General features: G+C 70.1%; 25 protein-coding genes. 9 read left to right on the forward strand and 16 right to left on the reverse strand.

Annotated elements, in window-relative coordinates:
• Positions 1-7: 7 nt before the first annotated feature.
• The 4 genes from QNJ30_22120 to QNJ30_22135 form a co-directional block, all read right to left on the reverse strand.
• Positions 8-952 (reverse strand): ABC transporter permease, encoded by a 945-nt coding sequence (locus QNJ30_22120; protein ID MDJ0946154.1) that lies wholly within the window; start codon positions 950-952, stop codon positions 8-10.
• A 196-nt stretch (positions 953-1148) separates the two neighbouring features.
• Positions 1149-2201, reverse strand: a complete 1053-nt coding sequence (locus QNJ30_22125; protein ID MDJ0946155.1) for an ABC transporter permease — start codon at positions 2199-2201, stop codon at positions 1149-1151.
• Positions 2198-3739: an ABC transporter ATP-binding protein gene (locus tag QNJ30_22130; GenBank protein MDJ0946156.1), complete on the reverse strand. Its 1542-nt coding sequence runs from the start codon at positions 3737-3739 to the stop codon at positions 2198-2200. The genes QNJ30_22125 and QNJ30_22130 overlap by 4 nt, the downstream gene beginning before the upstream one ends.
• A 312-nt stretch (positions 3740-4051) precedes the next feature.
• Positions 4052-5068: a BMP family protein gene (locus tag QNJ30_22135; protein MDJ0946157.1), complete on the reverse strand. Its 1017-nt coding sequence runs from the start codon at positions 5066-5068 to the stop codon at positions 4052-4054.
• Between the two features lie 216 nt (positions 5069-5284).
• Between QNJ30_22135 and QNJ30_22140 the strand changes: the two genes are divergently transcribed.
• A complete protein-coding gene (locus QNJ30_22140) occupies positions 5285-5923 on the forward strand; it encodes a TetR family transcriptional regulator C-terminal domain-containing protein (protein ID MDJ0946158.1) in 639 nt (212 codons plus the stop codon).
• Positions 5924-5949: 26 nt separating this feature from the next.
• Here the strand turns inward: QNJ30_22140 and QNJ30_22145 are convergent, their stop codons facing one another.
• Both QNJ30_22145 and QNJ30_22150 read right to left on the reverse strand, forming a co-directional pair.
• Complete coding sequence (locus QNJ30_22145; protein MDJ0946159.1) at positions 5950-6297, reverse strand: MmcQ/YjbR family DNA-binding protein; 348 nt, start codon at positions 6295-6297, stop codon at positions 5950-5952.
• 63 nt (positions 6298-6360) lie between these two features.
• Positions 6361-6807, reverse strand: coding sequence for a MarR family winged helix-turn-helix transcriptional regulator (locus QNJ30_22150; protein ID MDJ0946160.1), 447 nt, complete (start codon positions 6805-6807; stop codon positions 6361-6363).
• Positions 6808-6922: 115 nt separating this feature from the next.
• Here QNJ30_22150 and QNJ30_22155 point away from each other — a divergent pair, with 115 nt between their 5' ends.
• The 3 genes from QNJ30_22155 to QNJ30_22165 are packed head-to-tail and all read left to right on the forward strand — an operon-like array spanning position 6923 to position 8177.
• Complete coding sequence (locus QNJ30_22155; GenBank protein MDJ0946161.1) at positions 6923-7333, forward strand: VOC family protein; 411 nt, start codon at positions 6923-6925, stop codon at positions 7331-7333.
• A 5-nt stretch (positions 7334-7338) separates the two neighbouring features.
• On the forward strand, positions 7339-7809 hold the full coding sequence (locus QNJ30_22160) for a VOC family protein (GenBank protein MDJ0946162.1): 471 nt from the start codon (positions 7339-7341) through the stop codon (positions 7807-7809).
• A 14-nt stretch (positions 7810-7823) separates the two neighbouring features.
• On the forward strand, positions 7824-8177 hold the full coding sequence (locus QNJ30_22165; GenBank protein MDJ0946163.1) for a DUF1428 domain-containing protein: 354 nt from the start codon (positions 7824-7826) through the stop codon (positions 8175-8177).
• A 48-nt stretch (positions 8178-8225) separates the two neighbouring features.
• Here QNJ30_22165 and QNJ30_22170 read toward each other — a convergent pair whose 3' ends face one another.
• The 5 genes from QNJ30_22170 to QNJ30_22190 form a co-directional block, all read right to left on the reverse strand.
• Positions 8226-9140 (reverse strand): DMT family transporter, encoded by a 915-nt coding sequence (locus QNJ30_22170; GenBank protein MDJ0946164.1) that lies wholly within the window; start codon positions 9138-9140, stop codon positions 8226-8228.
• Positions 9141-9471: 331 nt separating this feature from the next.
• On the reverse strand, positions 9472-10785 hold the full coding sequence (gene preA / locus QNJ30_22175) for an NAD-dependent dihydropyrimidine dehydrogenase subunit PreA (GenBank protein ID MDJ0946165.1): 1314 nt from the start codon (positions 10783-10785) through the stop codon (positions 9472-9474).
• Between the two features lie 39 nt (positions 10786-10824).
• A complete protein-coding gene (locus tag QNJ30_22180; GenBank protein ID MDJ0946166.1) occupies positions 10825-12186 on the reverse strand; it encodes an NAD(P)-dependent oxidoreductase in 1362 nt (453 codons plus the stop codon).
• A gap of 410 nt (positions 12187-12596) precedes the next feature.
• Positions 12597-12881, reverse strand: a complete 285-nt coding sequence (locus tag QNJ30_22185) for a hypothetical protein (GenBank protein ID MDJ0946167.1) — start codon at positions 12879-12881, stop codon at positions 12597-12599.
• Positions 12882-13345: 464 nt separating this feature from the next.
• Entirely contained in the window at positions 13346-13801 is a 456-nt protein-coding gene (locus tag QNJ30_22190) for a hypothetical protein (protein ID MDJ0946168.1), read from the reverse strand.
• A 214-nt stretch (positions 13802-14015) separates the two neighbouring features.
• On the opposite strand from QNJ30_22190, the gene QNJ30_22195 reads away from it, so the two are divergent.
• On the forward strand, positions 14016-14474 hold the full coding sequence (locus QNJ30_22195) for a hypothetical protein (protein ID MDJ0946169.1): 459 nt from the start codon (positions 14016-14018) through the stop codon (positions 14472-14474).
• Between the two features lie 3 nt (positions 14475-14477).
• Here the strand turns inward: QNJ30_22195 and QNJ30_22200 are convergent, their stop codons facing one another.
• The 4 genes from QNJ30_22200 to QNJ30_22215 all read right to left on the reverse strand — a co-directional run bounded on the left by QNJ30_22200 (position 14478) and on the right by QNJ30_22215 (position 20246).
• Positions 14478-16514 (reverse strand): BTAD domain-containing putative transcriptional regulator, encoded by a 2037-nt coding sequence (locus tag QNJ30_22200; GenBank protein ID MDJ0946170.1) that lies wholly within the window; start codon positions 16512-16514, stop codon positions 14478-14480.
• 33 nt (positions 16515-16547) lie between these two features.
• Positions 16548-17693 (reverse strand): YcaO-like family protein, encoded by a 1146-nt coding sequence (locus QNJ30_22205; GenBank protein MDJ0946171.1) that lies wholly within the window; start codon positions 17691-17693, stop codon positions 16548-16550.
• A gap of 258 nt (positions 17694-17951) precedes the next feature.
• Positions 17952-18944, reverse strand: coding sequence for an N-carbamoyl-D-amino-acid hydrolase (locus QNJ30_22210; GenBank protein MDJ0946172.1), 993 nt, complete (start codon positions 18942-18944; stop codon positions 17952-17954).
• A gap of 30 nt (positions 18945-18974) precedes the next feature.
• The gene (locus QNJ30_22215; protein ID MDJ0946173.1) at positions 18975-20246 is read right to left on the reverse strand and encodes a diaminopropionate ammonia-lyase; all 1272 of its coding nucleotides are present in this window, start codon (positions 20244-20246) and stop codon (positions 18975-18977) included.
• A gap of 193 nt (positions 20247-20439) precedes the next feature.
• On the opposite strand from QNJ30_22215, the gene QNJ30_22220 reads away from it, so the two are divergent.
• The 4 genes from QNJ30_22220 (at position 20440) to QNJ30_22235 (ending at position 25714) form a co-directional block, all read left to right on the forward strand.
• A complete protein-coding gene (locus QNJ30_22220) occupies positions 20440-22035 on the forward strand; it encodes an ABC transporter substrate-binding protein (GenBank protein MDJ0946174.1) in 1596 nt (531 codons plus the stop codon).
• 219 nt (positions 22036-22254) lie between these two features.
• Positions 22255-23196 carry an ABC transporter permease gene (locus QNJ30_22225; protein MDJ0946175.1) on the forward strand — a complete coding sequence of 314 codons (942 nt, stop codon included), beginning with the start codon at positions 22255-22257 and terminating at the stop codon, positions 23194-23196.
• A 5-nt stretch (positions 23197-23201) separates the two neighbouring features.
• Positions 23202-24074 (forward strand): ABC transporter permease, encoded by an 873-nt coding sequence (locus QNJ30_22230; protein MDJ0946176.1) that lies wholly within the window; start codon positions 23202-23204, stop codon positions 24072-24074.
• Between the two features lie 5 nt (positions 24075-24079).
• Positions 24080-25714: an ABC transporter ATP-binding protein gene (locus QNJ30_22235; GenBank protein ID MDJ0946177.1), complete on the forward strand. Its 1635-nt coding sequence runs from the start codon at positions 24080-24082 to the stop codon at positions 25712-25714.
• 308 nt (positions 25715-26022) lie between these two features.
• Here the strand turns inward: QNJ30_22235 and QNJ30_22240 are convergent.
• Positions 26023-26205, reverse strand: a 183-nt coding sequence (locus tag QNJ30_22240) for a hypothetical protein (protein ID MDJ0946178.1), incomplete at its 5' end; no start/stop codon positions are given.

A 26205-nucleotide genomic window follows, 5' to 3' on the forward strand; every position in this document is an offset into this window, starting at 1 on the left:
CAAACCATCAAACCCGATCCCCCCGGCGGAAGGGCACCAGCAGGGCTTTGGGATAGCGCGCCCGGCGGGCCATGACGATCATCGCCAGGATCGACAGGACGTAGGGCAGCATCAAGAAGAACTGATAGGGGATCACCGCCCCGGCCAGCTGCTGGGCGCGGACCTGCAGGGCGTCGAGCCCGGCGAAGAGCAGGGCGCCGAGCAGCGCCTTGCCGGGCCGCCAGGAGGCGAAGATCACCAGCGCCACGCAGATCCAGCCGCGGCCGTTGACCATGCCGAAGTAGAAGGCGTCGAAGGCCGACATGGTGAGATAGGCGCCGCCGACCGCCATCAGGGCGCTGCCGACCACCACCGCGCCGCAGCGCAGGGCCAGGACGTCGATGCCCTGGGCCTCGACCGCGACCGGGTTCTCGCCGGCCATGCGCAGGGCCAGGCCGAGCGGCGTGCGGTAGAGCCCGTAGATCACCAGCGGCACGATCGCCAGCGCCAGGTAGGTCATCGGCGTCTGGCGGAAGATCGCCTCGCCCAGGAAGGGCAGCTCCGAGAGCCAGGGGATCTCGACCGGCTGGAAGGGCGTGATCTTGGGCGGCGTGGTCGAGGCCGGCAGCAGCATGCGGAAGATGTAGAAAGAGAGCGCCGAGGCCAGCAGGGTCAGGCCGATCCCCGAGACGTGCTGCGACAGCCCGAGGTAGACGGTGAAGCCGGCGTGGATCAGGCCGAAGAGCCCACCCACCGCCGCCGCGAAGAGGATCCCGGTCCAGAGGTCGCCGCCCTGGTAGACCCACATCCAGCCGGCCATGGCGCCGATGGTCATGATGCCCTCGATGCCCAGGTTGAGGACCCCGGCCCGCTCGCAGATCAGCTCCCCCAGGGTCCCGAAGATCAGCGGACAGGCGATCCGCAAGGTCGCCGCCCAGAACCCGGCCGAGAGGAAGAGCTCGAGGAGGTCCATCACGTGGGACCTCCTGCACGAGATTGGCCGTCTAGGCGGGCGACGGAGCGTTTGGCGACATCACCCCCACCCCGACCCTCCCCCATCAAGGGGGAGGGAGCGAAGCGGCACCGCTTGATGTTCCCTCCCCCCTTGTGGGGGAGGGTTAGGGTGGGGGGTATTGGCGTCCACTTTCGGAGACAGATGATCACCACCCCTATCCCCCGAACCGGACCCGGAACTTCACGAAGAGCAGGCTGACCAGGACGGCCAGGACCGAGGTCGCAACGATGACGTCGGCGATGTAGTTGGGGATGTTGACTGCGCGGCTCATGGAGTCGGCGCCGACGTAGATGCCGGCGATGAAGACCGCGCTCAGGATCACCCCCAGGGGGTGCAGGTTGGCCAGCATGGCGACCGCGATCCCCGCGTAGCCGAAGCCCGGCGAGAGGTCGAGGGTCAGGTAGCCCTTGAGCCCCGACACCTCGCCGACCCCGGCGAGGCCCGCCAGACCGCCGCTGATCAGGGCGACCCGCAGCACCGTCAGGTCGATCGAAATGCCGGCGAAGGCCGCCGCCTGGGGGTTGATCCCGACCGCCCGGATCTCGTAGCCCCAGACGGTGAAGCGCAGCACCAGCCAGACCGCGACCGCCGCGACCAGGCCGACGATCAGCCCCAGGTGCAAGCGGCTCTTGGCGAGCAGCTTGGGCAGCACCCCTTCGTCGACGATCGGCGCGGCCTGTGGCCAGCCGAGCGACATGGGGTCCTTCCAGGGCCCCTCGATCAGGTAGCTGACCAGCAGCAGGATCACGAAGTTGAGCAGCAGGGTGGTCACCACCTCGTCGACCTTGAGCCGGGCCTTGAGCAGGACCGGGACCAGCAGCGCCAGGCCGCCGGCCAGGGCGCCTGCGAGGAATAGCAGCGGGATCATCAGGACCGGCGGCAGCACGATCATCCCGGCGCCCAGCCAGGTCGCGGCCAGGGCGCCGCAGTAGAACTGGCCCTCGCCGCCGATGTTCCAGAACTTGGCCCGGAAGGCGACCGCCGCCGCCAGGCCGGTCAGGATCAGCGGCGTCGCGCGGGTAAAGGTCTCGGTCAGGGCGAAGCGCGAGCCGAAGGCGCCCTCGAGCAGCAGGCCGTAGGCCTCGAGCACCGGCTCCCCGGCCCAGAGGATCAGCCCGGCGCAGAGCAGCAGCGCCGCCGCCACCGCGGCCAGGGGTGCCGCGACGATCAGCCAGAGCGGCGTGTCCTCCCGCGGCTCGGCCCTCACGACCCGGCCTCCGCCAGGCCTTCGCCGGCATAGTCCAGGTCGCCGGCCATCATGGCGCCGAGATCGCGGGCGGTGACCTCGCCGACCGCCAGGGCCGGGCCGACCCGGCCGGCGTGGATCACCGCGACCCGGTCGGCCAGGGCCAGGATCTCGTCCAGGTCCTCGGAGATCAGCAGCACCCCGGCGCCGCGCCGCTTGGCCTCCAGGATCCGGGCGTGGACCGCGGCGATGGCGCCCTCGTCCAGGCCGCGGACCGGCTGGTTGGCCAGGATGAACCTGGGCTCCCGGCGCAGGGTCCGGGCCAGGATCAGCTTCTGCATGTTACCGCCCGACAGCAGCCTGGCCGGGGTCTCCATCGACTTGCAGCGCAGGTCGAAGGCCTCGATCAGCTCTTGCGCCAGGTCGCGGCAGGCCTGGCCGTCGATCACCCGGCCCCAGCGGAACAGCGGCGCCCGGCCCAGGTCCTCGCTGATGAAGTTCTCCCAGACCGCCATCTCGCCGATGATCCCGGTGGCATGGCGGTCCTCCGGGATCCGGCCGATGCCGCGGGCGACGAAGTCGCGCGGCGCGAAGCGCGCCACCTCTTCCTCGGCGAAGCGGAGCCTGCCGGAACTCGGAGTCATGATTCCGCTCAGGACCCCGGCCAGGGCCGACTGGCCGTTGCCGGCGACCCCCGCGAGGCCGAGAATCTCGCGCGCGCGCACCACGAGGCTCACCCCGTCGAGCAGCGGGCGGGCCCGGCGGCCGAGGGCGACGCTGACCTCCTCCAGCTCGACCACCGGCTGGCCCGGCGGCAGGTGCTCGACCACTGGCCGGCTGACCTTGTGGCCGACCATCAGCTCGGCCAGGCTCTCCCGGTCGGCCTCGGCGGTCGCGACCTCGCCGACCACCCGGCCGCGGCGCAGCACCGCGACCCGGTCGCTGACCGCCAGGATCTCGTGGAGCTTGTGGGAGATGAAGATGATCGAGAGGCCCTTGGCGACCATGGCCTTCAGAGTCTCGAAGAGCCGCTCGACCTCCTGCGGGGTCAAGACCGCGGTCGGCTCGTCCAGGATCAGGATCCGGGCGTCGCGGTAGAGCGCCTTGAGGATCTCGACCCGCTGCTGCTCGCCAACCGAGAGCGCGCCGACCGGCTTGTCCGGATCGACCTCGAGGCCGAAGTCCGCGGCCAGGCCGAGCAGCCGCCTGCGCGCCGCCGCGGCCTCGGAGCGCCAAGCCCAGAGCCGCTCGGTGCCAAGCATGACGTTCTCCAGCACGGTCATGTTGTCGGCCAGGGTGAAGTGCTGGTGCACCATGCCGACCCCCGCCGCGATGGCGGCGTCGGTCGCGCCCGGCGGCAGCCTCTCTCCGCCGACCTCTATGTGGCCGGAGTCGGCCGTGTAATGGCCGAAGAGGATGTTCATCAGGGTCGTCTTGCCAGCGCCGTTCTCGCCGAGCAGCGCCAGCACCTCGCCGGCCTCCAGGCTCAAGGAGATCCGGTCGTTGGCGACCAGATCGCCGAAGGCCTTGCTCACCTCGACGATGCGCAGCAACGCCATGACGCCCCTTTTCCCTGCCTGGAGCCGCGGCCCGACCCTCGCACTTCGACAGGCTCAGCACGAGGGCCTTACTTGGCGACCATTCCAGCCTCATGCTGAATTTGTCAAAGCATGAGCCCCCGGTGCGTGAGACGACAACCGTTATGGAGCAACCGGCACTATGGATCCCCGGATCAAGTCCGGGGATGACATCGCAAGGGGTCGATACGCCGAGTGCACAATACCCCCGCTGTCATGCCCGGACTTGATCCGGGCATCCATCGCGCCGCTTGCGTCCTAGGTTGCAACCAAAAGCTCGGTGCCGAGGCCCCCTCAGTAGGTCGACTTCGGCTCCTCGTCGTTGATCTTGACGACGAAGTCGCCGGCCAGGATCGCCGCCTTGGTCGCCTCGACCTTGGCCTTGATCTCGGCCGGGATGCGGTCCTCGAACTCGTAGTAGGGGGCGAGCGACGCGCCGCCCTTCTGCATCATGGTCCATTCCTTGTAGTCGGCGGCCTCGAACTTGCCGGCCTTGACCAGCTCGATGGCGTGGTTGATGGCGTTTTCCATGTGCCAGAGCGCGGAGGTCACGACCACGTCGGTGCCGTTCTCCTCCTTGTTCATGTCGTTGACGTTGCCGAAGGCGATGATGCCCTTCTCGCGCGCCGCGTCGACCACGCCGGCGCGCTCGGCGTAGAGCACGTCGACCCCGGCCTCGATCTGGGCGAAGGCGGCCTCCTTGGCCTTGGGCGGATCGAACCAGGAGCCGATGAAGGTGACCTTGAACTGGGCGTCCGGCCGGACCGAGCGCGCGCCCTCCATGAAGGCGTGGAACAGGCGGTTGACCTCGCCGATGGGATAGCCGCCGACCATGCCGATCTTGCCGTCCTTGGTCATGGCCCCGGCGATGATCCCCATCAGGTAGCAGGGCTCGTGGATGTAGTTGTCGAAGACCGCGAAGTTGGTCCCGTGCGGCTTGAAGGGATCGCCCATCAGGAAGGCGACCTCGGGATAGTCGTCGGCGACCGCCCGGGCCTCGCGGCTGATCCCGAAGGCCTCGCCGACCACCAGGTCGACGCCGCTCTCGGCGTACTCGCGCAGCACCCGGACGTAGTCGGTGTTGGCGACCTTCTCCGAGAAGACGTAGTCGATCTCCCCCGCCTCCTGGGCCGCGGTCAGGGCCAGGTGCAGGCGTGCGTCCCACTTCTGCTGGATCGGCTGGGTGTAGATCCCGGCGACCTTGATCTTCTCCGCCTGGGCGGCGCCGCCCAAGGTCAGGACCGCCGCGCCGACGGCCAGCGCCCCGCCGAGCAGGACCGCGCGCCGGCCGATGTGTCTCACAAAGTCCATGAAGCCCTCCTGTGGCTGATCAGAGCTTTGCCTCCCTTGCCCTCCGCCGGCTCGGTGGCGCCGCACCCGGGCGGCACGTTTCCGGCGTGAAGGACCTGGGCTTGTTTTGCTCTTTGCTTATTTGTCCATTTGATCAAAAATTATACTGAGAGGCCAAGATCTTGGCGTCAAGGTCCCAGGGCCCGATCGGGCAGCCTCCGAGGAAGTGGAACGAGCATGAGCGACCGGACGGCGCGCGCGACCAAGACCCGCAAGCGCACCCGCATTCAGGCGGCCAACGAGGAGAAGATCCTGGAGGCCGCCCTCGGCGTCTTCGCGCGCTACGGCTTCAAGGGCGCGGCGGTCGACCAGATCGCCGCCGCCGCCGGCATGTCCAAGCCCAACCTGCTCTACTACTTCCGTAGCAAGAAGGCGCTTTACGGCGCGGTGCTGCGCCGGACCCTGGAGATGTGGCTGCAGCCCCTGGAGGACATCTCGGCCGAGGGCGATCCCGAGACCGAGATCCGCGCCTACATCGCCCGCAAGGTCGCCTTCTCGCGCACCCACGCGGTGGAGTCCCGGCTCTTCGCCATGGAGATCCTCCAGGGCGCGCCGATCCTCAAGGAGGTCCTGGAGACCCGGCTGCGCGAGCTGGTCGACCAGAAGGCCCGGGTGATCGAGGCCTGGGTCGCCGCCGGCAAGATCGCGCCGATCGACCCGCACCACCTGATCTTCACCCTCTGGGCCTCGACCCAGCACTACGCCGACTTCGACGCCCAGATCCGCGCCCTGCGCGGCGCTGGGACCGAGGACTTCCTGCTGTCGGCCGACGACGCTCTCGCCGACCTACTCCTCAAGGGCCTGCTGCCGCGCTGACCGGACCGCGTCGGGGCGTGGCCCGATCACTCGATCGCGCTCGCCAGCCGTTTCGGCGCGATCAGGCGGTAGCTGCGCTTGACCACCGCCGCCACCTCCTCCCAGTCCGGACCGTCGTCAAGCCGCATGCCGATCCAGCCCCTGTGGCCGACGTAGGGCGGCACGAAGAAGCGCTCCGGGTCGGCACCGACCAGGATCTCCTGGCTCCCCGGCGGCGCCTTGCACCAGAGCGAGATCCGCCCGTCACCCCGCTTCTCCATGGCGAAGATCTTGTCGCGGACCCGAAATGTCGGATCGCCCCAAGCCTTCTTCTCGGTGGCCTCCGGCAGCACCAGGCAGATCGCGCGCAACCGTTCGATGGGTGCTTCGGACATGACTCACCCTATCACGCTATCGCAGCGTCCCTATGCCTCGTCATCCTTCCTGCCGCGCCGTCCTCAACACAAGGCCAGCAGGTCGGCGCGCAGGCGGTCCGGGTTCAGGTCCGGCAGGCTGCGGTCGATTTCGCCGTGGGTCGCGCGCCAGACCGGCACCGCGGCGACTAGGACGTCGCGCCCGGCGTCGGTGAGACGCAGGCGCCGGCCGCGCTTGTCCACCTCATCGACCACGACCTCGACCAGCCCGCGCCGCTCCAGCGGCTTCAAGTTGGCGGTCAGGGTCGTGCGGTCCATGGCGAGCAGCGGCGCGACGTCCCCGATTCGCGGCGGCGACGGGCGGTTCAGCGACATCAGCAGCGAATACTGCCCGTTGGTCAGGCCGAAGGGGCGAAGCGCCTCGTCGAAGCGCCGCGCGATCGCCCGGGCGGCGCGCTGAAGGTGGAGGCAGAGACAGCGGTCACGCACCTCGTGCGTAACGTCGAGAGGAAGGTCGTCACGCATCGTCATGGAAAAATATATGTTGATATCAACTTTTTTGTCAAGTAAGGTTCCGCCGCTTGGCCTGGATAGCACGCGATAGTGCCCAGACATCGAACCGCTGCAACGGCAGGGAGCGAGACGCATGAACCCCAAGGTCTACATCAACCTGCCGGTCGCGGACCTGGGCCGCTCGCGCGCCTTCTTCGAGGCGCTCGGCTTCGGCTTCGACGACGCCTTCGGCGACGAGACGGCGCTCGGCATGACGATCAATGAGAGCTGCTTCGCGATGCTGCTGACCCACGAGAAGTTCGCCCAGTTCACGCCACGGCCGATCGCCGACGCCGGCAAGACCACCGAAGTGCTGACCGCTCTTCAGGTCGAGAGCCGCGACGAGGTCGACCGCCTCGTCGGGATCGCCCTCGCCGAGGGCGGCAGCAGCCCGCGCGATCCCCAGGACCACGGCTTCCTGTACGGCCGCGCGCTCGCGGATCCCGACGGGCACATCTGGGAGCTCTTCTGGATGGATCCGGCGCAACGGACCGGACAGGAGTAAGCGCAATGGAATTCAGTTCGAAGGTCCGCACCTGCCTCTGGTTCGACGGCCGGGGCGAGGCGGCCGCCCGCTTCTATGTCTCGCTGCTGCCGGACAGCCGCATCGAGAACGTGGTCCACCCGGACCCCGAGGGCCCCGCCCTGGTGGTCGAGTTCGCGCTGGCCGGCGCGCCCTACATGGTCCTGAACGGCGGACCGCAGTACCGCCACACGCCCGCGGCCTCGATCTCGGTGCTCACCGAAGACCAAGCCGAGACCGACCGCCTCTGGGCGGCGCTGACCGCCGAGGGCGGCAGCGAAGGTCGCTGCGGCTGGCTCATCGACCGCTACGGCGTTTCCTGGCAGATCGTGCCGGAGGTCCTGCCGCGGCTCCTTGGCGCGGACGACACCGCGACCGCCGCGCGCGCCCAGGAGGCCATGATGGCCATGAACAAGATCGATATCGCCGCTCTCGAAGCCGCGTACCGCGGCGCATGATGGAGGAGAAGGAAATGACCTACGTCGACGGATTCGTTGCCGCCGTGCCGACCGCCAAGCGCGAAGACTTCCTCAGGCACGCCAAGGAAGCCGCCATCGTCTTCAAGGAGCACGGCGCCTTGAAGCTGGTGGAGTGCTGGGGCGACGATGTTCCCCAAGGCGAGGTCACCTCATTCCCGATGGCGGTCAAATGCAAGGACGACGAGACCGTCGTGTTTTCCTGGGTTCTCTGGCCGTCGCGCGAGGTCCGCAACGCCGGCATGGAGAAGATCATGGCCGATCCCAGGCTCCAGCCTGACAGGAATCCCATGCCCTTCGACGGCAAGCGCATGATCTTCGGCGGCTTCGACATGATCCTGGAGACCTGACGCGCAGGCGCATTGGCTGGCCGTCGACGAGCCGCGCGCCTTTCCGCGCTAACCGTCGGAAGTCCGCTGCAGCAGCAGGGTGACGGCGGCGGTCGCGGCGATGCCGGCGATCACCGAGGCGCTCGGCCAGCCGTGGCCCAGGGCGCCCTCAAGCAGCACCACGAAGGCCGGGGTCAGGTAGGTGTAAGCCATGACCTTGAAGGCCTGGAGCCGGAGGCTGGCGTACTTGGCGATGATGAAGGTGACGGCGGTGTTGAAGACCGCCAGGTAGGCGATCCCGAGGAAGACCCCGCGCGGCACCGCCGCCCAGTCTGTCGCGGCGATCCGCGGCGCGCCGTAGGCCGCGAGCAGGAGCGCGCCGCTGAACAGCACCCAAAAGGTGAGGAGCAGCAGCGACTCGCCCCGGTGCAGCCGCTTCACCGCGGGAGGATAGGCGGCGAAGCAGAGCGCCCCGCCCAGGAACAGCAGCTCGCCATAGCCGAGGTCGAAGGCCAGCAGGCGCTCGAGCCGGCCGTCGAAGACCACCCAGGCCGCCGCCGACGCGCCGAAGATCAGGCAGGCGATCTGCCAGAGCGAGCAGCGCTGGCGCACCGCCAGGTAGCCGATGACCGCGGTCATCAGCGGCGTCAGGGTGAAGAGCGCGCCGGCGCTGAGCGGATCGGTCCAGCGCAGGGCCTCGAACATCAGCACGAAGAAGCCGACCATGGTCAGGCTGATCGCGGCGTAGCGCAGCAGCCCGCCGAGGCTCGGCCGCCGCCACTCCCCGGCCGCGCTCACCACCGCCGCGAAGGCCAGCGCCGCCAGGGCGAAGCGCAGGCAGGTCAGCACCACCGGGTCGAGGTCCCGGGTGATCGCCGCCCCGACCGGAAAGGAGGTGCTGACCAGGAAGGCGTAGACCAGCATCGCCCCGTGGGCCCGGGCCTGCCCCGCCGGAACGGGAGTCGAAAGCCCGGACACGGTCATGAAGCGCCGGCCGCGCAGCTTACGGTGCGTGCCGCCCCCTCACCCGCTCGCGGCTCGCGCCGCTCCCACCCTCTCCCGGGGGGAGAGGGTTGCGGAGGCTTGGCGAGGCGGTGAGCCGAGCCTTAGCCGGAGCTGGGTGAGGGGTAAGCGTTGCAACTTGGGTGCGCAGATCGCCAGCTACAGCCCTGAACACGGCCATCGCACATCGGAACGCCTTTGGAGGAACGTGCCTCCCCCCCACCCGCTGCCGGCCGGGGCGCGACGAGGCGATGAGCCGCGTCTCGGCCGGAGCCGGGTGAGGGGCAAGCATCTCTTGGCCGCGATGCCGGCGCTATTCCGCCGGCTCGGGGACAACCCGCAGGGGGTTGTTCTCGTGGGTCGTCCAGTTGCCGTAGGCCGGGTCGATGGCCTTGCCGGTCCGGGGATCGACCCCTTCGGTCAGGTGTTCCAGGGTGATGCAGTTCTCGACCGGGCAGACCGCGACGCAGAGGTTGCAGCCGACGCATTCCTCGTCGATCACCTCGAAGTGGCGCCGGCCGTTGACCGTCTGGGTGATCGCCTGGTGCGAGGTGTCCTCGCAGGCGATGTGGCAGCGGCCGCACTTGATGCAGAGGTCCTGGTCGATCCGTGCCTTCACCACGTAGTTGAGGTTGAGGTACTGCCAGTCGGTGACGTTGGGCACGGCCTTGCCGACGAAGTCGTCGAGCCGCGCGTAGCCCTTCTCGTCCATCCAGTTCTTCAGGCCCTCGACCAGGTCCTCGACGATGCGGAAGCCGTAGGCCATGGCCGCGGTGCAGACCTGGACGTTGCCGGCGCCCAGGGCCATGAACTCGACCCCGTCGCGCCAGGTCGTGATGCCGCCGATGCCCGAGATCGGCAGGCCCGGGGTCTCGGGATCGCGGGCGATCTCGGCGACCATGTTGAGCGCCACCGGCTTGACCGCCGGGCCGCAGTAGCCGCCGTGGGTGCCCTTGCCGTCGGTCGCCGGCTCGGGCGCCATGGTGTCGAGGTCGACCCCGACGATGGAGGAGATGGTGTTGATCAGCGAGACCCCGTCGGCCCCGCCCTTCTGCGCGGCGCGCGCCGGGAAGCGGATGTCGGTGATGTTCGGAGTCAGCTTGACGATCACCGGCATGCGGGTGTGCTGCTTGCACCAGCGGGCGACCATCTCGACGTAATCCGGCACCTGCCCCACCGCCGAGCCCATGCCGCGCTCGGACATGCCGTGGGGACAGCCGAAGTTGAGCTCGATGCCGTCGGCCCCGGTGTCCTCGACCAGGGGCAGGATCTTCTGCCAGGCGCTCTCCTCGCAGGGCACCATCAAGGAGACCACCACCGCCCGGTCCGGCCAGTCGCGCTTGACCTCCTTGATCTCGCGCAGGTTGACGTCCAGCGGCCGGTCGGTGATCAGCTCGACGTTGTTGAAGCCGAGCAGCTGGCGGTCCGGGCCGTGGATCGCGCCGTAGCGCGGCCCGTTGACGTTCACGATCGGCGGGTCCTCGCCCAGGGTCTTCCAGACCGCGCCGCCCCAGCCCGCCTGGAAGGCGCGGACCACGTTGTAGGCCTTGTCGGTCGGCGGCGCCGAGGCCAGCCAGAAGGGGTTGGGCGACTTGATCCCGAGGAAGTCGTTGCGGATGTCAGCCATGTCGTCTCTCCCGGGCCGGGCGGCGTCTTGCGCCGCCGCTCAGCCCTCGTTGCGCAGGGTGCGGTCGATGGACTCCGCCGCCACCTTGCCGTCCTCGACCGCGGCCACGGTCAGGTCCTCGCCGCCTGCGATGCAGTCGCCGCCGGCCCAGACGTCCTCGAGGCTGGTCCGGCGCCCCTCGTCGACCACGATGCGGCCCTGGGCCAGCGCCAGGCGCTCGCCGCCGACCTCCAAGGAGTCCGGCTCGAAGGCCTGGCCGATCGCCTTGAAGACCATGTCGGCGGCCAGGGTGAAGATCTCGCCGCTCGGCTGCAGGCGGCCGTTGGCGCCGCTCTCGGTATATTCGAACTCGACGCCGCGGACCTTGCCGCCCTCGCCCAGCAGCCGCTTGGGCTGGGCCCAGTGCCGGATGCCGACGCCGCTGATCTGGGCCAGCTCCTGCTCGTAGACGCTGGCCTTCATCTGCGCCTTGCCGCGGCGGTAGACGATGGTCACCTCCTCGGCGCCCAGGCGCTTGCTCTGCACCGCGACGTCGATCGCGGTCATGCCGCCGCCGATCACCACCACCCGGCGGCCGACCGGCAGGCTTGTCTTGTCCGTCGCCTGGCGCAGCGCGGCGATGTAGGCCACCGCGTCCTCGACTCCCTCGAGGCGCTCCTCGGCCAGGCCCAGGGCGTTGACCGCGCCCAGCCCGACGCCGAGGAAGACCGCGTCGAAGTCGTCGCGCAGCCGGTCCAGGGTCACGTCCACGCCCAGGCGCTTGCCGTATTCAACGGTGATGCCGCCGACCGCCAGGATGTAGTCGACCTCGCGCTGGGCGAAGTCGTCGACGGTCTTGTAGGCGGCGATGCCGTACTCGTTGAGCCCGCCGGGCTTGTCCCTGGCCTCCAGGACCGTGACCTCGTGGCCCAGGACCGCCAGGCCGTGGGCGCAGGCCAGGCCGGCCGGACCGGCGCCGACCACCGCGACCCGCTTGCCGCTCGCGGGGCCGCGCTGGAAGACCTGCTTGCCGTCCTGGAACAGGGCGTCGGTGGCGTAGCGCTGCAGCAGGCCGATCTTGACCGGCTTGCCCTCGGCCTCCATGCGCACGCAGACCTCCTCGCAGAGGGTCTCGGTCGGGCAAACCCGGGCGCACATGCCGCCCATGATGTTCTGCTTCAGGATGGTCTCGGCCGCGGCCTGGGTGTTCTCGGTCGCGATCTGCCGGATGAACATGGGGATGTCGATGGAGGTCGGGCAGGCCGTGGTGCAGGGCGCGTCGTGGCAGAAGTAGCAGCGGTCGGCCTCGACCAGGGCCTGGTGCAGGTCCAGGGGCGGATGCAGGTCGGCGAAGTTGGCGGCGATCTCCTCGGCCGGCAGACGGCCCGCCGCAATGCCCGGCGCCTTGGCGCTGCTGCCCATCTAACTCTCCCTATGCGACAATCTGCGGCGGCGCTGCGGCCTCGGCCGACCCCGCCGCTTATTTTTGATCATTTGATCAAATTTTTTGTCGCGGGTCAAGGAAACCGGGCGGGAGCGGCAGAGGGGTTAAGGCGTCACCGCTCGTCGGCACCGGGTCTGCCGCACCCTGTCTGTCCTCGCGCGCCTGTTCTATGGCCTTGCTGGCGCGAGGACGATCCACCGGAAGGATTCGGCGAAGCCCTGCCGAGTGAAGGGTGAGGGCGGGGCCTCCCTGCGGAGCACGACAAACACCCCGGGGCCCCTACCGGCTCTCTGGCTTTCGCGGTAGGCGCCCCGGGGGCATCTGGGCCGATCGGATTGCAGTCCTCAAGCGAGGGTCAGTACGACGGCCGCTTCAAGGATCGCTTCTGCTAGCTGCAGGTCACCTTGTTTCCGTCCGTCGTGCAGTTGTCGTCGCCCTTCATCGTGATGATGACCCCGTTCGGGAGGGTGACGGTTGCCGATCCGCCCTCCTGGACCTGCGGCACCGTGGTGAAGCCGCCCGCGGCGGCGCCGCCGACACCGGCATTGCCGAAGCCGCCCGCCGGCGCAATCACGACGGTTCCCTGTCCGGGAACTCTCACTTCCTGCGCCCAGGCAGAGGTGGCCGCCACCGAGGCAAGCGCGACTGCGGTGATGATTGAACGTGCTTTCATGGCTTGATCTCCTTTGCTCGCTCTCCCGCCGCGGAATTGCGGGCGGGACGATGCTGAGCAAAGCAGTCCCCTGTCTGGTCTTGCGTTAGCCCCGCGTCAGCCTCGCGCCGGGGAGACCGCCGCGGCGTCCGTCGAGGACTGCCTGCACCGTCGGGTGTCGCTGCGAAGGGAGAATTGGATTCGGCACCGGGCGCCGAGCGGACGCGAGGGGTCGCCCCTCCGTCTCTACCGCGGGCCGGCGGCAGGGAAGGGGGGCCCGGGAGGCGGCGGCCAGACCGGCCCCGCCCAGGGTGCGAAGGTCTGCAGTTTGTCGGAGGTCGAGGGGAAGGCGGACTCCGCCGAGACGACTCCGATCCCGCGGCAAAGCACCTTATTGGCGGCCGCGGTCCCTGTGTCGTCTCGGCAAGCGCCGGCCGGAGGAGCCTGGCCGGGTTGCACCCGTCGCGCACAACCCGGCCCGGCAATCAGACCAGATCGATCCGGCCCCGAAAGATGAGAGTCGAGCGATCTCCGCTCGCTGTCTCGAGCACAACCGGCGCCTTGAAGTGCTGGACCCCCGGCTTCAGCGTGTTGTCGCCAACGGTGACGCCGACGAAGATGCCGAGCTCGCCGCCGCCAATCGCGATGAAGGTGAAGCTGATCGCACCGACCGAGAGTGAGCTGTATTCGCCGATGAAGATCTGCTCGTTGAGCGTGAGCTTTTGCCCGGGCCTGAGCGTCTTGTCCTCGAGGTCCAGGAGGATGCTTTCGTTGCGACCGCCATCCGAGACGTGGATGTTGCAGTCGAAGTCGGTCGCCACCTCGTCGCCCCGCGCGGCGGCGTGCTCGACCGAAGTGAGCTTCGCGGTGACAAGATGACCGCTCGGTTCGCTCGTAAAGCCGAAATCCTCGTTGAACCTTTCGACAGCCTGAAGAGCCATAGTTCTGTCCTTTCAAGAATGGTCCGCCGCCCGATTGCGGTCGGGACGGGCCGCAGGAAAACAGGCCGCCGTCCGGCGCCGCGTTATTCGTCCGTTAGTCGTCCGTCAGCGCGGCCGGACGCCGGCCCGATTCGACGCCGTCGGCGGTTCCGCGCGCGCCGGATTGGGCCTAGGGTTGGGGACTGATCCACGACACGCGATGGAGTGCCAAGCGATGACGGACGACGAAATCAGGGCGGACGATCTCGAGCTGCGGCCCGGCGAGATGCGGTTCCGCTCGGCGGAGGCCTACGGCCAGTTCGGCAAGCGGATCCGCCAGTGGGCGGAGGGTGGCCGCGATTTCTCCCAGCCGATCAAGATCGGGGCCTTCAAGGACGAGCTGGCGACAGGCGAGCCGCAGTTGCTCGAAGGCGAACACTATCGCCTGCACCCTGAAATCGAAGAGGTACGGCTGTTCCGCAGGACCCGCGAGACCCTCGAGATCGGCCTGCCATTGGTCGAGCGGCTCGAGCCGCGGGAGCACGGCGACGAGCTGGTCGCGCTCTATCCGGGTCTCACGCCGGACAGCCGCTGGGCGGAGGAGGTTATCCGGGTCTCGAAGGGCGACCGCAAGACGTACGACGACTTCATCGACGAGTTCGTCGGCTTCTACAGCTGCTCGCAGTGCGGCTGAGCCCTAGTCGTCGCTCGCCAGGTACCGGGCCCTGGCCAAGCCGTCGGCGAAGGCGGCGCGGACGGCCGGATCACGGATCGGGAAGGCCGAGGTGACCCAGGCGAGGATCGAGTCCTCCTCGGCGGCGCGCTCGCCCGCCCAGTTGGCGCGGGCCAGCTCCACGAAGCGCGTGTAGGCGCGCGCCGCTTCCGCCGAACGGCCGAGCCGGGTCAGCGCCGCCGCCTCCCAGCCGGGGATGTTGCGGATCGCCTCGCCGCCGTTGCGCGCCGCGGCGACGCAGCCGTCGTAGTCGCCGCAGAGGAAGCGGATCGTCGCGTGATAGCACCAGTCCCGCGGCGAGATCGTCCAGCCGAGCGAGATCGACTGCGCGGCGAGGTTCCGCGCGACCGCGGTCCGTCCGCCGAAGGCCAGGCCCAGCGCGGAGGAGATGACGACCCAGGCGTCGTTCGGGTTGGTCTCCTGCGCCAGCCCGAAGGCCAGCTCGGCCTCGTCGTAGCGCTGCGCCATGGTCAGCGCCCAGCCGCGGCTCAGGTGGGTCTGGGAGTCCATCGGGTCGAGGTCGATCGCCCGGTTGGCGAGCAGCAGCGCCTCGGCGAAGAGCGCGGGGTCGCGCCGCGTGCCGGGAAAGACGATGTTCCGGATGTTGTGGAGCTGGGCGAGGCTCGTGTAGGCGCGGGTGAAATCGGGCCAGTCCGCCAGGATGGCGCGGAACAGCTCGGCCGCCCGGGTCCAGCCCGCGGGGTCGAAGGACAGGGCCAGCTGCTGGCCCAGGAGCCAGCGGTCGATGGCGTCCGCGGCCGGATTGTCGCGGCCGGTCAGGCGGGCCAGGCGCGCCCGCGACAGGTTGAGGTTGAGCGTCGCCGCCATCCGCCCGGCCAGGTCGCCCTGGAAGGCGATCCAGCGGGTCCGCAGGCTCTCGGAGCGCTCGGTCCAGATGACCTCGCCGGTGGCGGTGCCGGTCAGCGCGACCGTGGCCGCGATGCGCGGGCCGACCTCCACGGCGCTGGCGCGCAGCGCGTAGGTCCGCTCGGCCCGGCCGTCCTCCGGGTCGTCGAAGATCCGCCATTCCCGGAAGCGGGCGAGCCGGGAGATCAGCTCCCGGCGGAAGAGCGCGACGAGCGGCCGGCAGGCCTCGGCCAGCCCCGTCGTGTCGAAGCTGCCCACCGAGATCTCGGGAAAGGCCCGCGGCTCATCGGCCGCGACGGGGTCGGGCGGGTGCTCCGGCGCGGCCACGGCCGGCATCTTTGGCGCCGCGGTCTCCGGTCGCGGAGGACCGCCGGGGCCCTCCTCCGAGGCCGCCGGGCGGTAATCGCCCATCTTGATGGCGACGACCAGGGCCTGCGTCTCGCCCGCAGGCTCCGTGTCGAACTCCCGCTCCAGATGGCGCCAGAGCCGGTCGTAGGTCTGCAGCGCGCTGCCCACGTCGCCGGCTTCGAGGTGGGCCGAGATGAGCGCGCGGGCGGCGACCTCGTCCGAGGGGTCGAGGATGACCAGGGCCCGGGCCAGATCGCGCCGCGCCCCCGGCGCCGCCGCCTCGAGCGCCGCCGAGAGCCGCGTCCGGAGTTCGTCCTCGATCTGGCGGCGGCGCAGGTAGAGCCAGCTCTCGAAGACGTCGCCGGGGACGGTGAAGCGCGCGAGGATGCGCTCGGCGAGGCTTTCCCCGGCGAGCAGCACCGGCGGGACCACGCCGGAAGCGAGCGCCGACAGCAGCTCCGCGACGTCGGTGCGCAGGGCGCCGGCCAGCGCCACCTTCTCCCGGTCGGCCTCCAGGCCGTCGTAGCCGGCGGCGCTCAGCTCGCCGCGCAGCTGGAACAGCGTCTGCCGCAGGTTGCGGCGCCCGCCGGCCTCGTCATGGTTTGGCCAGATCAGGCTGACCAGCCGCGCGCGGGTCTCCTCGTGCCCGGGGGTGAGCGCGAGGCAGGCCAGGACCGCCCGCGCGCCACGCGAGGAGACGGCGAGCACGCGGCCGTCGACCGAGGCCCGAAGGCTGTCGATCAGGGTCAGTCTCAGCGCGCCGGCCACGGTCATCCTGCTCGACATCTTCGCGTCCTCCGCCCGACGGAACCGCTCCCCTCAATAGAGCGGAATCTCGCCGACATATCGCCCCCCGCCTCCCGATTTTGCGACGGTCTCGCGCAGGGCCGCTGTGGTGATTCCCGTCGCATAGGGCTGCAGCTCGGGCGCAATGGCCTTGCAGGCCTTGAGCGGGTCCTCGGGCGACGAGAGGTCCAGGGCCGAGACCGCGATCCCCCGGGCCGCGAGCGCGCCGGCGGCCTGCCGGGGACAGGCGGGCAGCGGCGCTCCGCCCGGGCTCGCGGCCGCCGCCGGTCGCAGCAGCGGACAGGCGGGCGAGATCTCCGCGCGTGCCAACGCCCGGCGGTCGGCGGGTCCGAGCCGCGCCGCGCCCCGGGCGGCCCGCCGCCGCGCCAGCTCCAGGCCGAAGCGCATCTGACAGAGCTCCCGGTGGGCGGCCTCGACCGCATCGGCGACGCCGAGGCGGCAGGCGATGCCGAGGGCGAGGCCCCCGTCCGTCCGGCCCCAGGCAAGCGCCGCCATGACCGGGAAGCCGGGAAGCCGGGTCAGGTCCAGGAGCCGCAGCCCCTCGGTCCCCCAGCCCGGCCAGTGCCTGGCCACCAGGGCGGCGAAGCGGCGCGCGGCCGCTTGCGCCGGCTGGCGGGCGCGCCGTCCGCCGAGCCACCAATGCGCCGCCGCGTCGCGTTCGACCAGTTCCAGCAGCCCGGCGAGGCGCGCCTCCGCAAGGCTCGGCGCGGCGGCCATGCCTTCGGAGCGCGCCGGCAGGCCCGCGGCGCGCGCGGCGCCGGCCGCCCAGTCGCCGCAGCCGGCGCGGGACCCGAGCCGGGACGGCAGGCGCGCGCGGGCGCGGGCCTCCGCGATCTCGCCCGCGAGCCGCGCGAGCGCCGCACCCGGCGTCGGCCCGCAGCCGGTCGCGCTCTCGCCCCGGCCCGGCCCGGCCGGGACCAGGCCGCCGGCCAGGTACATGTCGCGCAGCCCCGGCAGGGCGAGGAGGAAGAAGCGCTCGGCGCGCGCCAGCACGCGCAGGATCCGACGACCGCCGACGCCCTCGCCGAGCCAACCGGCCAGGCGCCCGGCAGCGGCCTCGGGCGCCTGCCCGCCCCGCGATCGCAGCGCCGCCGCGGCGTCGCTCGGGGCGAAGCACCAAGCCTCCCGGTCTCCGCTGTCGTGCCGGCTGCCAGACATCGCCTTCCGATCCTTCGCTGTGGCCCTTCGCCGCGCGCCGGAGGCGGGCCGCAGGACGATCCGGAGGCGGATCGAAACCTCCCGCCCGCCGGCGCCTTCCGCGCGGGACAGGGCCGGGACGACCCGCCGGGGCCTGCGCCACCCCCGCCCGGGGCATTACGCCCTGAGGCCAGGGGTCTCCGCGCCGCGAAGCGCCCATAAGTCATAGCTTAGGACATAGTTCCCTACGCGAGAACGGCTAACTTGAGCGCGCCGCCGCTACTCCGCCGCCTCTCGCGCCGCCTGGGCGGCGGCCTCGATGCGCGCGCCCTCCTCGGGCGTGACCGCGCCCTTGAGGGCGGTGATCAGGGCGTAGTGCCGGGGCTCGCGGTGGCGGGCGAAGTTGAAGATGTGCTCCTTGTAGGAGCGGCCGAGGTCCAGGTCGCAGGCCGCGGCGATCAGCTCGTCGCCCTCGGTCACCGCCTGGGCCACGGTCTCGCCGCTGGGCGCGATGATCTGGCTGCCGGCGATGTGGTGCACGCCCTCCTCGACCCCGCCCTTGGCGACGCCGACCACCCAGGTGCCGTTCTGGTAGGCGCCGGCCTGCATCGACAGGGTGTTGTGGTGCCAGGAGGGCGCGTCGTGGTCGGGGGTTAGGGGGTGCCGGCTCGGCGTGTTGTAGCCCAGCAGCACCATCTCCACCCCCTGCAGGCCCATGACCCGGTAGGTCTCGGGCCAGCGCCGGTCGTTGCAGATGCACATCCCGATCAGGCCGCCGAAGCCGCGGAACACCCGGAAACCCAGGTCGCCGGGCTCGAAGTAGCGCTTCTCCAGGTGCTGGAAGGCGCGCTGCGGCTCGTGATCGGCGTGGCCGGGCAGGTGGATCTTGCGGTACTTGCCGAGGATCTCGCCCTCGGCACCGACCAGGATCGCAGTGTTGAAGCGCCGCTTGCGCCGGGTCTCGTCGCCGGGGATCAGCTCGGCGTAGCCCAGGCAGAAGCCCAGGCCCAGGTGCCGCGCCTCGTCGAACAGAGGCCGGGTCTCCGGCCCCGGCATCTCGGTCTCGTAGAAGGCCTCGAGCTCGGCCTCGTCCTCCAGCCACCAGCGCGGGAAGAAGGTGGTGAGAGTCAGCTCGGGAAAGACCACGAGGTCGCAGCCGCGCCGCTTGGCCTCCCGCAGGTGGTCGATGAGCCGCTCCACCACCTCGGCCCGGCCCTCGTCCCGCGCGATCGGCCCCATCTGCGCCGCGCCGACGTTGACGATGCGTGCCATGGTCTCCTCCTCTTCTCTGTCGGGCTCAGCCTACACCGCCTTCGCCGCCCGCACCTCCGCCGCCGTCCGCCCGACCAGTTCCCGATAGAGTTCCGGATCGGTGTCGCCCTCGGTCGAGAACAGCAGGACCCGGGACTCCGCGTTCAGGCCCATCGCTTCGGCCAGCTCGGGGCGGCGGCGGGCGCAAATCAGGGCGGCCAGGCCGGCGACCGCGGACTCGCCGGCGACCAGGGGCGGGTCGCCGTCCATCCCCGCCGCCAGGAGGCGCATGGCCAGGGGCGCGCTGGCGTCGGGCAAAGTCATAAAGCCCTCGGCGCCGTGACGCAGCACATCCCAGGCGATCAGCGAGGTCTCGCCCGCCGCCAGGCCGGCCATGACCGTGTCGAGATCGCCGCCGATGGTCGCCGCCCGGCCCTCGGCCGCGCTGGCGAAGAGGCAGGCGGCCCTCTCCGGCTCGACCACTTGGAAGCGCGGCCGCCGCGCGCCGAGGCTCTGCCAGAGATAGGCGCAGACCGCCGCCGCCAGGCCGCCGACCCCGGCCTGGAGGAAGACGTGGGTCGGCCCGGGGTTGGGCGGTCCCTCGCCCCACTGCTCCAGCGCCTCGGCCGCCATGACCGCATAGCCGGCCATGACGTCGCGCGGTATCTCGCGGTAGCCCTCGTAGGAGGTGTCGGAGACCACGGTCCAGCCGTTCCGCGCCGCCTCCTCGGCAGCCCTGTGCACGGAGTCGTCGTAGGTGCCCTCGACCCGCCGGACTTCGGCGCCGAAGCGGGCGATGGCCGCCTCGCGGCCGGCGCTGACGTGCTCGTGGAGATAGATCACGCAAGGCAGGCCGAAGGTCCGGGCACCCCAGGCGACCGAGCGGCCGTGGTTGCCGTCGGTCGCGCAGCAGACGGTCAGGCCGGCCGCGATCCCGGCGAAGCGCCCGGCGAGCAGGTCTTCGGTCGAGGGCGTCTCCCCGGTCTGGGCGGCGACCCGGGCGCGCAGCTGGCGCAGCACGGCGTAGGCGCCGCCCAGGGCCTTGAAGCTGCCCAGTCCGAAGCGCCCGCCCTCGTCCTTGACCGCCAGGCGCGCGATCCCCAGGACGGCGGCCAGGCCCGGCAGCCCGACCAGGGGCGTCGGCCGGTAGCCCGGCCAGGCCGAGATCTCGGCCCGGGCCGCCTGCCAGTCGGCGGGCCCGAGCACGGCGGCCGCCGCGGCGCCGTCGGGGCGGCCGCGCGCCGCCCCGGCATTGGCCCGCCAGGCCGGCACCAGGTCGGCGATCTCGGCCAGAAGGGCCCGGGACTCCTCGTTTCCTGCCATGCCGCAAGCCTCCCAGGCCACGGCCCCAGCGGTCAAGCCGCAAGCGCGGCCGCGCGGCCGCTGTCACGTTGACCCGCGGCGAAGTTCCGCGCTCTAATGGCCTGAGACGAGAACACAGAACCGGCAACAAACGGCTCGCCCGCGGACAGGACGGCCGCGGCGCAATTCTGCAGGACGCAGGGAGGGAGAAAACATGCAGACGCTGACACGCAGGACGCTCGTCCTGGCGGCCGCCCTGGCCGTACCCCTGGCCGCCCTGGCGGCCCCCCAGCCGGCGGCGGCCGAGAAGGTCTTGCGGGTCATCCCGCACGCCGACCTCAAGAACATCGACCCGATCTGGACCACGGCCTACATCACCCGCAACCACGGCTACATGGTCTACGACACGCTCTTCGCGATGGACGAGAACCTCAAGCCGCAGCCGCAGATGGTCGATACCTGGACGGTCAGCGACGACCAGCTGACCTGGACCTTCGTGCTGCGCGACGGCCTGAAGTGGCACGACGGCACGGACGTCACCGCCGAGGACTGCGTCGCCTCCCTGAAACGCTGGGGCGCGCGCGACGGCATGGGCCAGCAGCTCATGGAGGTCACCGAGAGCCTGACCGCGGCCGACGCCAAGACCATCGTCATGAAGCTGAAGGAGCCCTACGGCCTGGTCCTGGATTCGATCGGCAAGATCAGCTCCAACGTGCCCTTCATGATGCCCAAGGCCCTGGCCGAGACCGATCCCTTCGAGCAGGTGCCCGAGATCGTCGGCTCCGGCCCCTTCAAGTTCTCCAAGGACGAGTGGGTGCCGGGCTCCAAGGTGGTCTACACCAAGAACCAGGACTACGTGCCGCGCAGCGAGCCGCCCAGCGGCGCCGCCGGCGGCAAGATCGCCAAGGTCGACCGGGTGGAATGGATCTATATCCCCGACGCCCAGACCGCGACAAACGCCCTGATCAACGGCGAGGTCGACTACTACGAGCAGCCGCAGCCAGACCTGGCGCCGATCCTCAGGCAGGCGTCCGGCGTGGTGGTCGAGGTCAACGATCCCCTCGGCAACCAGGGCATGCTGCGGATGAACCACCTGCACCCGCCCTTCGACAACAAGAAGATCCGCCAGGCGGTGCTCAAGGCCATCGACCAGGAGGTCTACATGCAGGCCGCGGTCGGTGATCCGGAGTTCTACAAGGTCTGCTACTCCTATTACGCCTGCGGCTCGCCGCTCGAGACCTTCTACGGCAACGAGCTGATCGCCAACCCCAGCCTGGCCGACGCCAAGGCCATGCTGGCGGAGGCCGGCTACGACGGCACCCCGGTGGTGCTCATGCAGCCGACCGACATCCCCATCCTTTCGGCCTTCAGCCTGGTCACCGCCCAGCGACTGCGCGACATCGGCATGACGGTCGAGGTCCAGGCCATGGACTGGTCGACCCTGACCTCGCGCCGGGCCAAGAAGGAGCCGGTGGACCAGGGCGGCTGGAACATCTTCCACACCTGGTGGATCGGCGGCGACATCACCAACCCGGTGGTCGCGACCGGCATGTCCGGCGGCGGCATCGAGAAGGCCTGGTTCGGCTGGCCGGACAACCCGGAGCTGGAGAAGCTGCGTCAGGCCTTCGCCCGCGAGACCGACGCCAAGGAGCAGAAGGCGCTGGCCGACCAGGTCCAGGCCCTGGCCATCGACACGGTGACACACGGCAACACCGGCACCTTCTTCGTGCCGGTCGCCTACCGCGACAACGTCAAGGGCCTGATCAAGTCCCCGGTCCAGTTCTTCTGGAACATCGACGTGGAGAGGTAGACCGGGAACCGCAAAGACTCCGGGGCAGAGATCAAGCGAATGCGAGCAGCCCCCCTCACCCTCCCACAGCGCGATCGCGCTGTGGGCCCCTCCCTCTCCCTTGACCGGGAGAGGGTTAGCCGAGCGCACCAAGCCCCTCTCCCCCGGGAGAGGGAGGGGCCCGGCGCGAAGCGCTGGGAGGGTGAAGGGGCGACGTCTCCATCGCCCCCAGGGCGCTAGATGCTGGTCTTCGTCGCCAAGCGGATCTTCGCCACCATCCCCGTGATGGGGGTGGTGGCGCTCTTCGTCTTCCTGATGCTGCGGCTCAGCCCGGGCGACCCGGCCACCGTGATCGCCGGCGACTACGCCTCGCCCGCCGACATCGAGCGGATCCGCGAGCAGCTCGGCCTCAACGAGCCGATCTTCTTCCAGTTCACCACCTGGATCTGGAGCCTGATCCAGGGCGACCTGGGCATCTCGATCTTCTCGAACCTGCCGGTCACCCAGCTGATCGGCCAGCGCCTGGAGCCGACCCTGATGCTGGCGGCGACCACCCTGGTCTTCGCCGTCGTCGTCGCCGTGCCCCTGGGCGTGATCGCCGCCTGGAAGGCCGGCACCTGGGTCGACCGCGGGATCATGGTCTTCGCGGTCGCCGGCTTCTCGATCCCGGTCTTCGTCCTGGGCTACCTGCTGATCTACCAGTTCTCCTTGAACCTCAAGTGGCTGCCGGTCCAGGGCTACAAGAGCCCCTTCGAACAGCCCCTGGCCTTCCTGCACCACATCGTCCTGCCGACCGTGACCTTGAGCGTGATCTACATCGCGCTGATCGCCCGCATCACCCGGGCCAGCGTGCTCGAGGTGCTGGAGGAGGACTACATCCGCACCGCCCGCGCCAAGGGCCAGACCGAGCGCCGGGTCCTGCTCGGCCACGCGCTGAAGAACGCCGCGGTGCCCATCGTCACCGTGATCGGCCTGGGCATCGCCCTCTTGATCGGCGGCGTGGTGATCACCGAGAGCGTCTACAACATCCCCGGCCTCGGCCGCCTGGTGGTCGACGCCATCCTCAAGCGCGACTACCCGATCATCCAGGGCCTGATCCTGATGTTCAGCTTCGTCTACATCCTGATCAACCTGGCGATCGACATCGCCTACACCCTGCTCGACCCGAGGATCCGCTATTGACGGCGATCTACGATAGGGCCGGCGGCGGCTTGCGGGACCGGATCGCGGGTTTCCGGCGCGGCCTGCTGCGCCGCTATCCGACCATGATCTTCGGCGGTGTCCTCCTGTTCGTCATGGTGATCTGCGCGCTCTTCGCGCCGCTGCTCTTCACCGGCGACCCCATCGTCCTCAACCCGATCAACCGCCTCAAGGCGCCCAGCGAGCTGCACTGGTTCGGCACCGACATGTTCGGCCGCGACATCTACAGCCGCACGGTTTACGGCGCCCGGATCTCGCTGACCGTCGGCCTCCTGGCGGCCGGGCTCAGCGTGGTCTTCGGCCTGCTCTGCGGCCTGGCGGCCGGCTACATCCGCTTCCTCGACGGCGTGATCATGCGGGTCATGGACGGCCTGATGGCGATCCCCGGCATCCTGCTGGCCATCGCCCTGGTCTCGCTCTCCGGCGCCAGCCTCACGACGGTCACCGTCGCCATCACCATCCCCGAGATCCCGCGGGTGGTCCGCCTGGTCCGCGCCATCGTGCTCTCGGTGCGCGAGGAGCCCTACGTCGAGGCCGCGATCGCCGCAGGCACCCGGCTGCCGCTGATCCTGGTCCGTCACGTCCTGCCCAACACCGTGCCGCCGCTGATCGTGCAGGCGACCTATGTCTGCGCCTCGGCCATGCTGACCGAGGCTCTGCTCGGCTTCCTCGGCGCCGGCACCCCGCCGGAGATCCCGAGCTGGGGCAACATCATGTCCGAGGGCCGGACCTACTTCCAGCTCGCGCCCTGGATCGTGCTCTTCCCCGGCATCACCCTGGCGCTGACCATCCTGGCGGTGAACGTCCTGGGCGACGGCCTGCGCGACACCCTCGACCCTCGCATCGCCAAGAAGATGTGAGCGAGATGAGCGAGCCCCGCGCGCCCGTCCTCGACATCCGCGGCCTGACCGTCCGCCTGCCGGCCGACGCCGACCGCGAGCACGCGGTCGAGGAGGTCTCCTTCACGGTCCGGCCGCGGGAGATCCTCTGCGTGGTCGGCGAGTCCGGCTCGGGCAAGTCGGTGACCGCGCACACGGTCATGGGCCTGCTGCCGAAGAAGCAGCTCCGGCCGACCGCCGGGCAGATCCTCCTGCAAGGCGAGGACCTGCTGCAGAAGTCGGCCGGCGAGCTGCGCGACCTGCGCGGCGCGCGCATGTCGATGATCTTCCAGGAGCCCATGACCGCGCTCAACCCGGTGATGCGGATCGGCGAGCAGATCGAGGAGGTCCTGCAGATCCACACCAAGATGTCGGCGCGCGACCGCATGGCCCGGGTGATTGAGGTCATGGACGCGGTCAAGCTGCCCGAGCCCGCGCGCCTGGTCTCGACCTATCCGCACCAGCTCTCCGGCGGCCAGCGCCAGCGGGTCATGATCGCCGCCGCCCTGGCGCTGGAGCCGGCGCTGCTGATCGCCGACGAGCCGACCACCGCGCTGGACGTCACCACCCAGGCGCAGATCCTGAAGCTGATCAAGGACATCCAGCAGAGCCACGGCACCGCGGTGCTCTTCATCACCCACGACTTCGGCGTCGTCGCCGAGATCGCCGACCGGGTCGTGGTCATGCAGCACGGCCGGGTGGTCGAGCAGGGCGAGACCCTGCCGCTGCTCAAGGACCCCAAGGACGCCTACACCCGGATGCTGATCTCCTCGGTGCCCAGCATCACCCCGCCGGCCCGCGCCTCCAAGGCCGCGGCGCCGGTGGTGCTCGAGACCGATCGGCTTTCCAAGACCTACCGCAGCAGCGGCTTCTTCCAGAAGGCCCGCGAGGTCCGCGCCGCCCACGAGGTCGACCTGAGCGTGCGCCGCGGCGAGACCCTGGGCATCGTCGGCGAGTCCGGCTCCGGCAAGTCGACCGTGGCGCGCTGCATCGTGCGCCTGGTCGATCCCTCGGGCGGCCAGGTCCGGATCGACGGCGAGGACATCGCCGGCCTGACCGCGGGCCAGCTCCGCGCCCACCGCCGTGACGTCCAGATCGTCTTCCAGGACCCTTACCGCTCGCTCAACCCGCGGCGCACGGTCGGCGCCTCCATCGTCGAGGGCCCGATGAACTTCGGCCTGGCCCGCGCCGCCGCCCTGGAGCGCGCCCGCGACCTCATGTCCCTGGTCGGCCTCGACCCCACGGCCCTCGACCGCTTCCCGCACCAGTTCTCCGGCGGCCAGCGCCAGCGCATCTGCATCGCCCGGGCGCTGGCCATGGAGCCCGAGGTCCTGATCGCCGACGAGGCGGTCTCGGCCCTCGACGTCTCGGTCCAGGCCCAGGTCCTGGCGCTGCTCGACGACGTCCGCAAGCGCTTCGATCTTGCCATGCTCTTCATCACCCACGACCTGCGCGTCGCCGCCCAGATCTGCGACCGCATCGCCGTCATGTACAAGGGCGAGGTCGTCGAGCAGGGCCTGGCCGCCGAGGTCTTCCGCAGCCCCAAGCACAGCTACACCCGCGCCCTCTTCGACGCCGCCCCCGGCCGCGACTTCGAGTTCGGCAGGTTCGCGGCGGCTTGAGGGGGCGTAGCCTAAGACGGTGCCACCGAGAGCGCGCCAATGTCCGCTCTTGATCTGATACCTGCTGTGGCACGACCTGCGTGAGAGATTCCAAGTCTAGCGCACTTCCCGATCAGACGCCTTCGCGTCTGGCCGGGAGTAGTGCGCTAACACGTTGGAACGAGGGCATTACATCCGGCCAGATGGATCGCAAAGCGATTCCATCTGATCGGATGATGCCCTAGTGTGGTGGTTCCTAAGTTCGTCATATCTAGGACGGCCTTGCGGGGTTCTCGGCGAGGCGCGCGGGTCGCGGTGATGCTGGCGCATCACAAGAGCCGCGCAACGACGTCCGAGGGGCCTGCAAGGCCGCCCGAGGGGTCGCTTTTGCCGTCCTCTGGGGGCGTCAGCGCCGCTCGCCGATGCGCCAGCATCGGCCGCGCGACGCTTCCTGCCCAGAGGACGGCAAAAGCGATCCTAGATATGACGAACTTAGGAACCACCACACTAGC

The organism is Kiloniellales bacterium, assembly GCA_030066685.1.
Lineage (GTDB): Bacteria > Pseudomonadota > Alphaproteobacteria > Kiloniellales > JAKSBE01 > JAKSBE01.

What these genes read in the sequence shown, in the direction of transcription:
- QNJ30_22120 (MDJ0946154.1), bottom strand. Translation starts at nt 952, where the DNA reads ATGGACCTCCTCGAGCTCTTCCTCTCGGCCGGGTTCTGGGCGGCGACC.
- QNJ30_22130 (MDJ0946156.1), bottom strand. Translation starts at nt 3,739, where the DNA reads ATGGCGTTGCTGCGCATCGTCGAGGTGAGCAAGGCCTTCGGCGATCTG.
- QNJ30_22135 (MDJ0946157.1), bottom strand. Translation starts at nt 5,068, where the DNA reads ATGGACTTTGTGAGACACATCGGCCGGCGCGCGGTCCTGCTCGGCGGG.
- QNJ30_22140 (MDJ0946158.1), top strand. Translation starts at nt 5,285, where the DNA reads ATGAGCGACCGGACGGCGCGCGCGACCAAGACCCGCAAGCGCACCCGC.
- QNJ30_22145 (MDJ0946159.1), bottom strand. Translation starts at nt 6,297, where the DNA reads ATGTCCGAAGCACCCATCGAACGGTTGCGCGCGATCTGCCTGGTGCTG.
- QNJ30_22150 (MDJ0946160.1), bottom strand. Translation starts at nt 6,807, where the DNA reads ATGACGATGCGTGACGACCTTCCTCTCGACGTTACGCACGAGGTGCGT.
- QNJ30_22155 (MDJ0946161.1), top strand. Translation starts at nt 6,923, where the DNA reads ATGAACCCCAAGGTCTACATCAACCTGCCGGTCGCGGACCTGGGCCGC.
- QNJ30_22160 (MDJ0946162.1), top strand. Translation starts at nt 7,339, where the DNA reads ATGGAATTCAGTTCGAAGGTCCGCACCTGCCTCTGGTTCGACGGCCGG.
- QNJ30_22165 (MDJ0946163.1), top strand. Translation starts at nt 7,824, where the DNA reads ATGACCTACGTCGACGGATTCGTTGCCGCCGTGCCGACCGCCAAGCGC.
- QNJ30_22170 (MDJ0946164.1), bottom strand. Translation starts at nt 9,140, where the DNA reads ATGACCGTGTCCGGGCTTTCGACTCCCGTTCCGGCGGGGCAGGCCCGG.
- preA (MDJ0946165.1), bottom strand. Translation starts at nt 10,785, where the DNA reads ATGGCTGACATCCGCAACGACTTCCTCGGGATCAAGTCGCCCAACCCC.
- QNJ30_22180 (MDJ0946166.1), bottom strand. Translation starts at nt 12,186, where the DNA reads ATGGGCAGCAGCGCCAAGGCGCCGGGCATTGCGGCGGGCCGTCTGCCG.
- QNJ30_22185 (MDJ0946167.1), bottom strand. Translation starts at nt 12,881, where the DNA reads ATGAAAGCACGTTCAATCATCACCGCAGTCGCGCTTGCCTCGGTGGCG.
- QNJ30_22190 (MDJ0946168.1), bottom strand. Translation starts at nt 13,801, where the DNA reads ATGGCTCTTCAGGCTGTCGAAAGGTTCAACGAGGATTTCGGCTTTACG.
- QNJ30_22195 (MDJ0946169.1), top strand. Translation starts at nt 14,016, where the DNA reads ATGACGGACGACGAAATCAGGGCGGACGATCTCGAGCTGCGGCCCGGC.
- QNJ30_22200 (MDJ0946170.1), bottom strand. Translation starts at nt 16,514, where the DNA reads ATGTCGAGCAGGATGACCGTGGCCGGCGCGCTGAGACTGACCCTGATC.
- QNJ30_22205 (MDJ0946171.1), bottom strand. Translation starts at nt 17,693, where the DNA reads ATGTCTGGCAGCCGGCACGACAGCGGAGACCGGGAGGCTTGGTGCTTC.
- QNJ30_22210 (MDJ0946172.1), bottom strand. Translation starts at nt 18,944, where the DNA reads ATGGCACGCATCGTCAACGTCGGCGCGGCGCAGATGGGGCCGATCGCG.
- QNJ30_22215 (MDJ0946173.1), bottom strand. Translation starts at nt 20,246, where the DNA reads ATGGCAGGAAACGAGGAGTCCCGGGCCCTTCTGGCCGAGATCGCCGAC.
- QNJ30_22220 (MDJ0946174.1), top strand. Translation starts at nt 20,440, where the DNA reads ATGCAGACGCTGACACGCAGGACGCTCGTCCTGGCGGCCGCCCTGGCC.
- QNJ30_22225 (MDJ0946175.1), top strand. Translation starts at nt 22,255, where the DNA reads ATGCTGGTCTTCGTCGCCAAGCGGATCTTCGCCACCATCCCCGTGATG.
- QNJ30_22235 (MDJ0946177.1), top strand. Translation starts at nt 24,080, where the DNA reads ATGAGCGAGCCCCGCGCGCCCGTCCTCGACATCCGCGGCCTGACCGTC.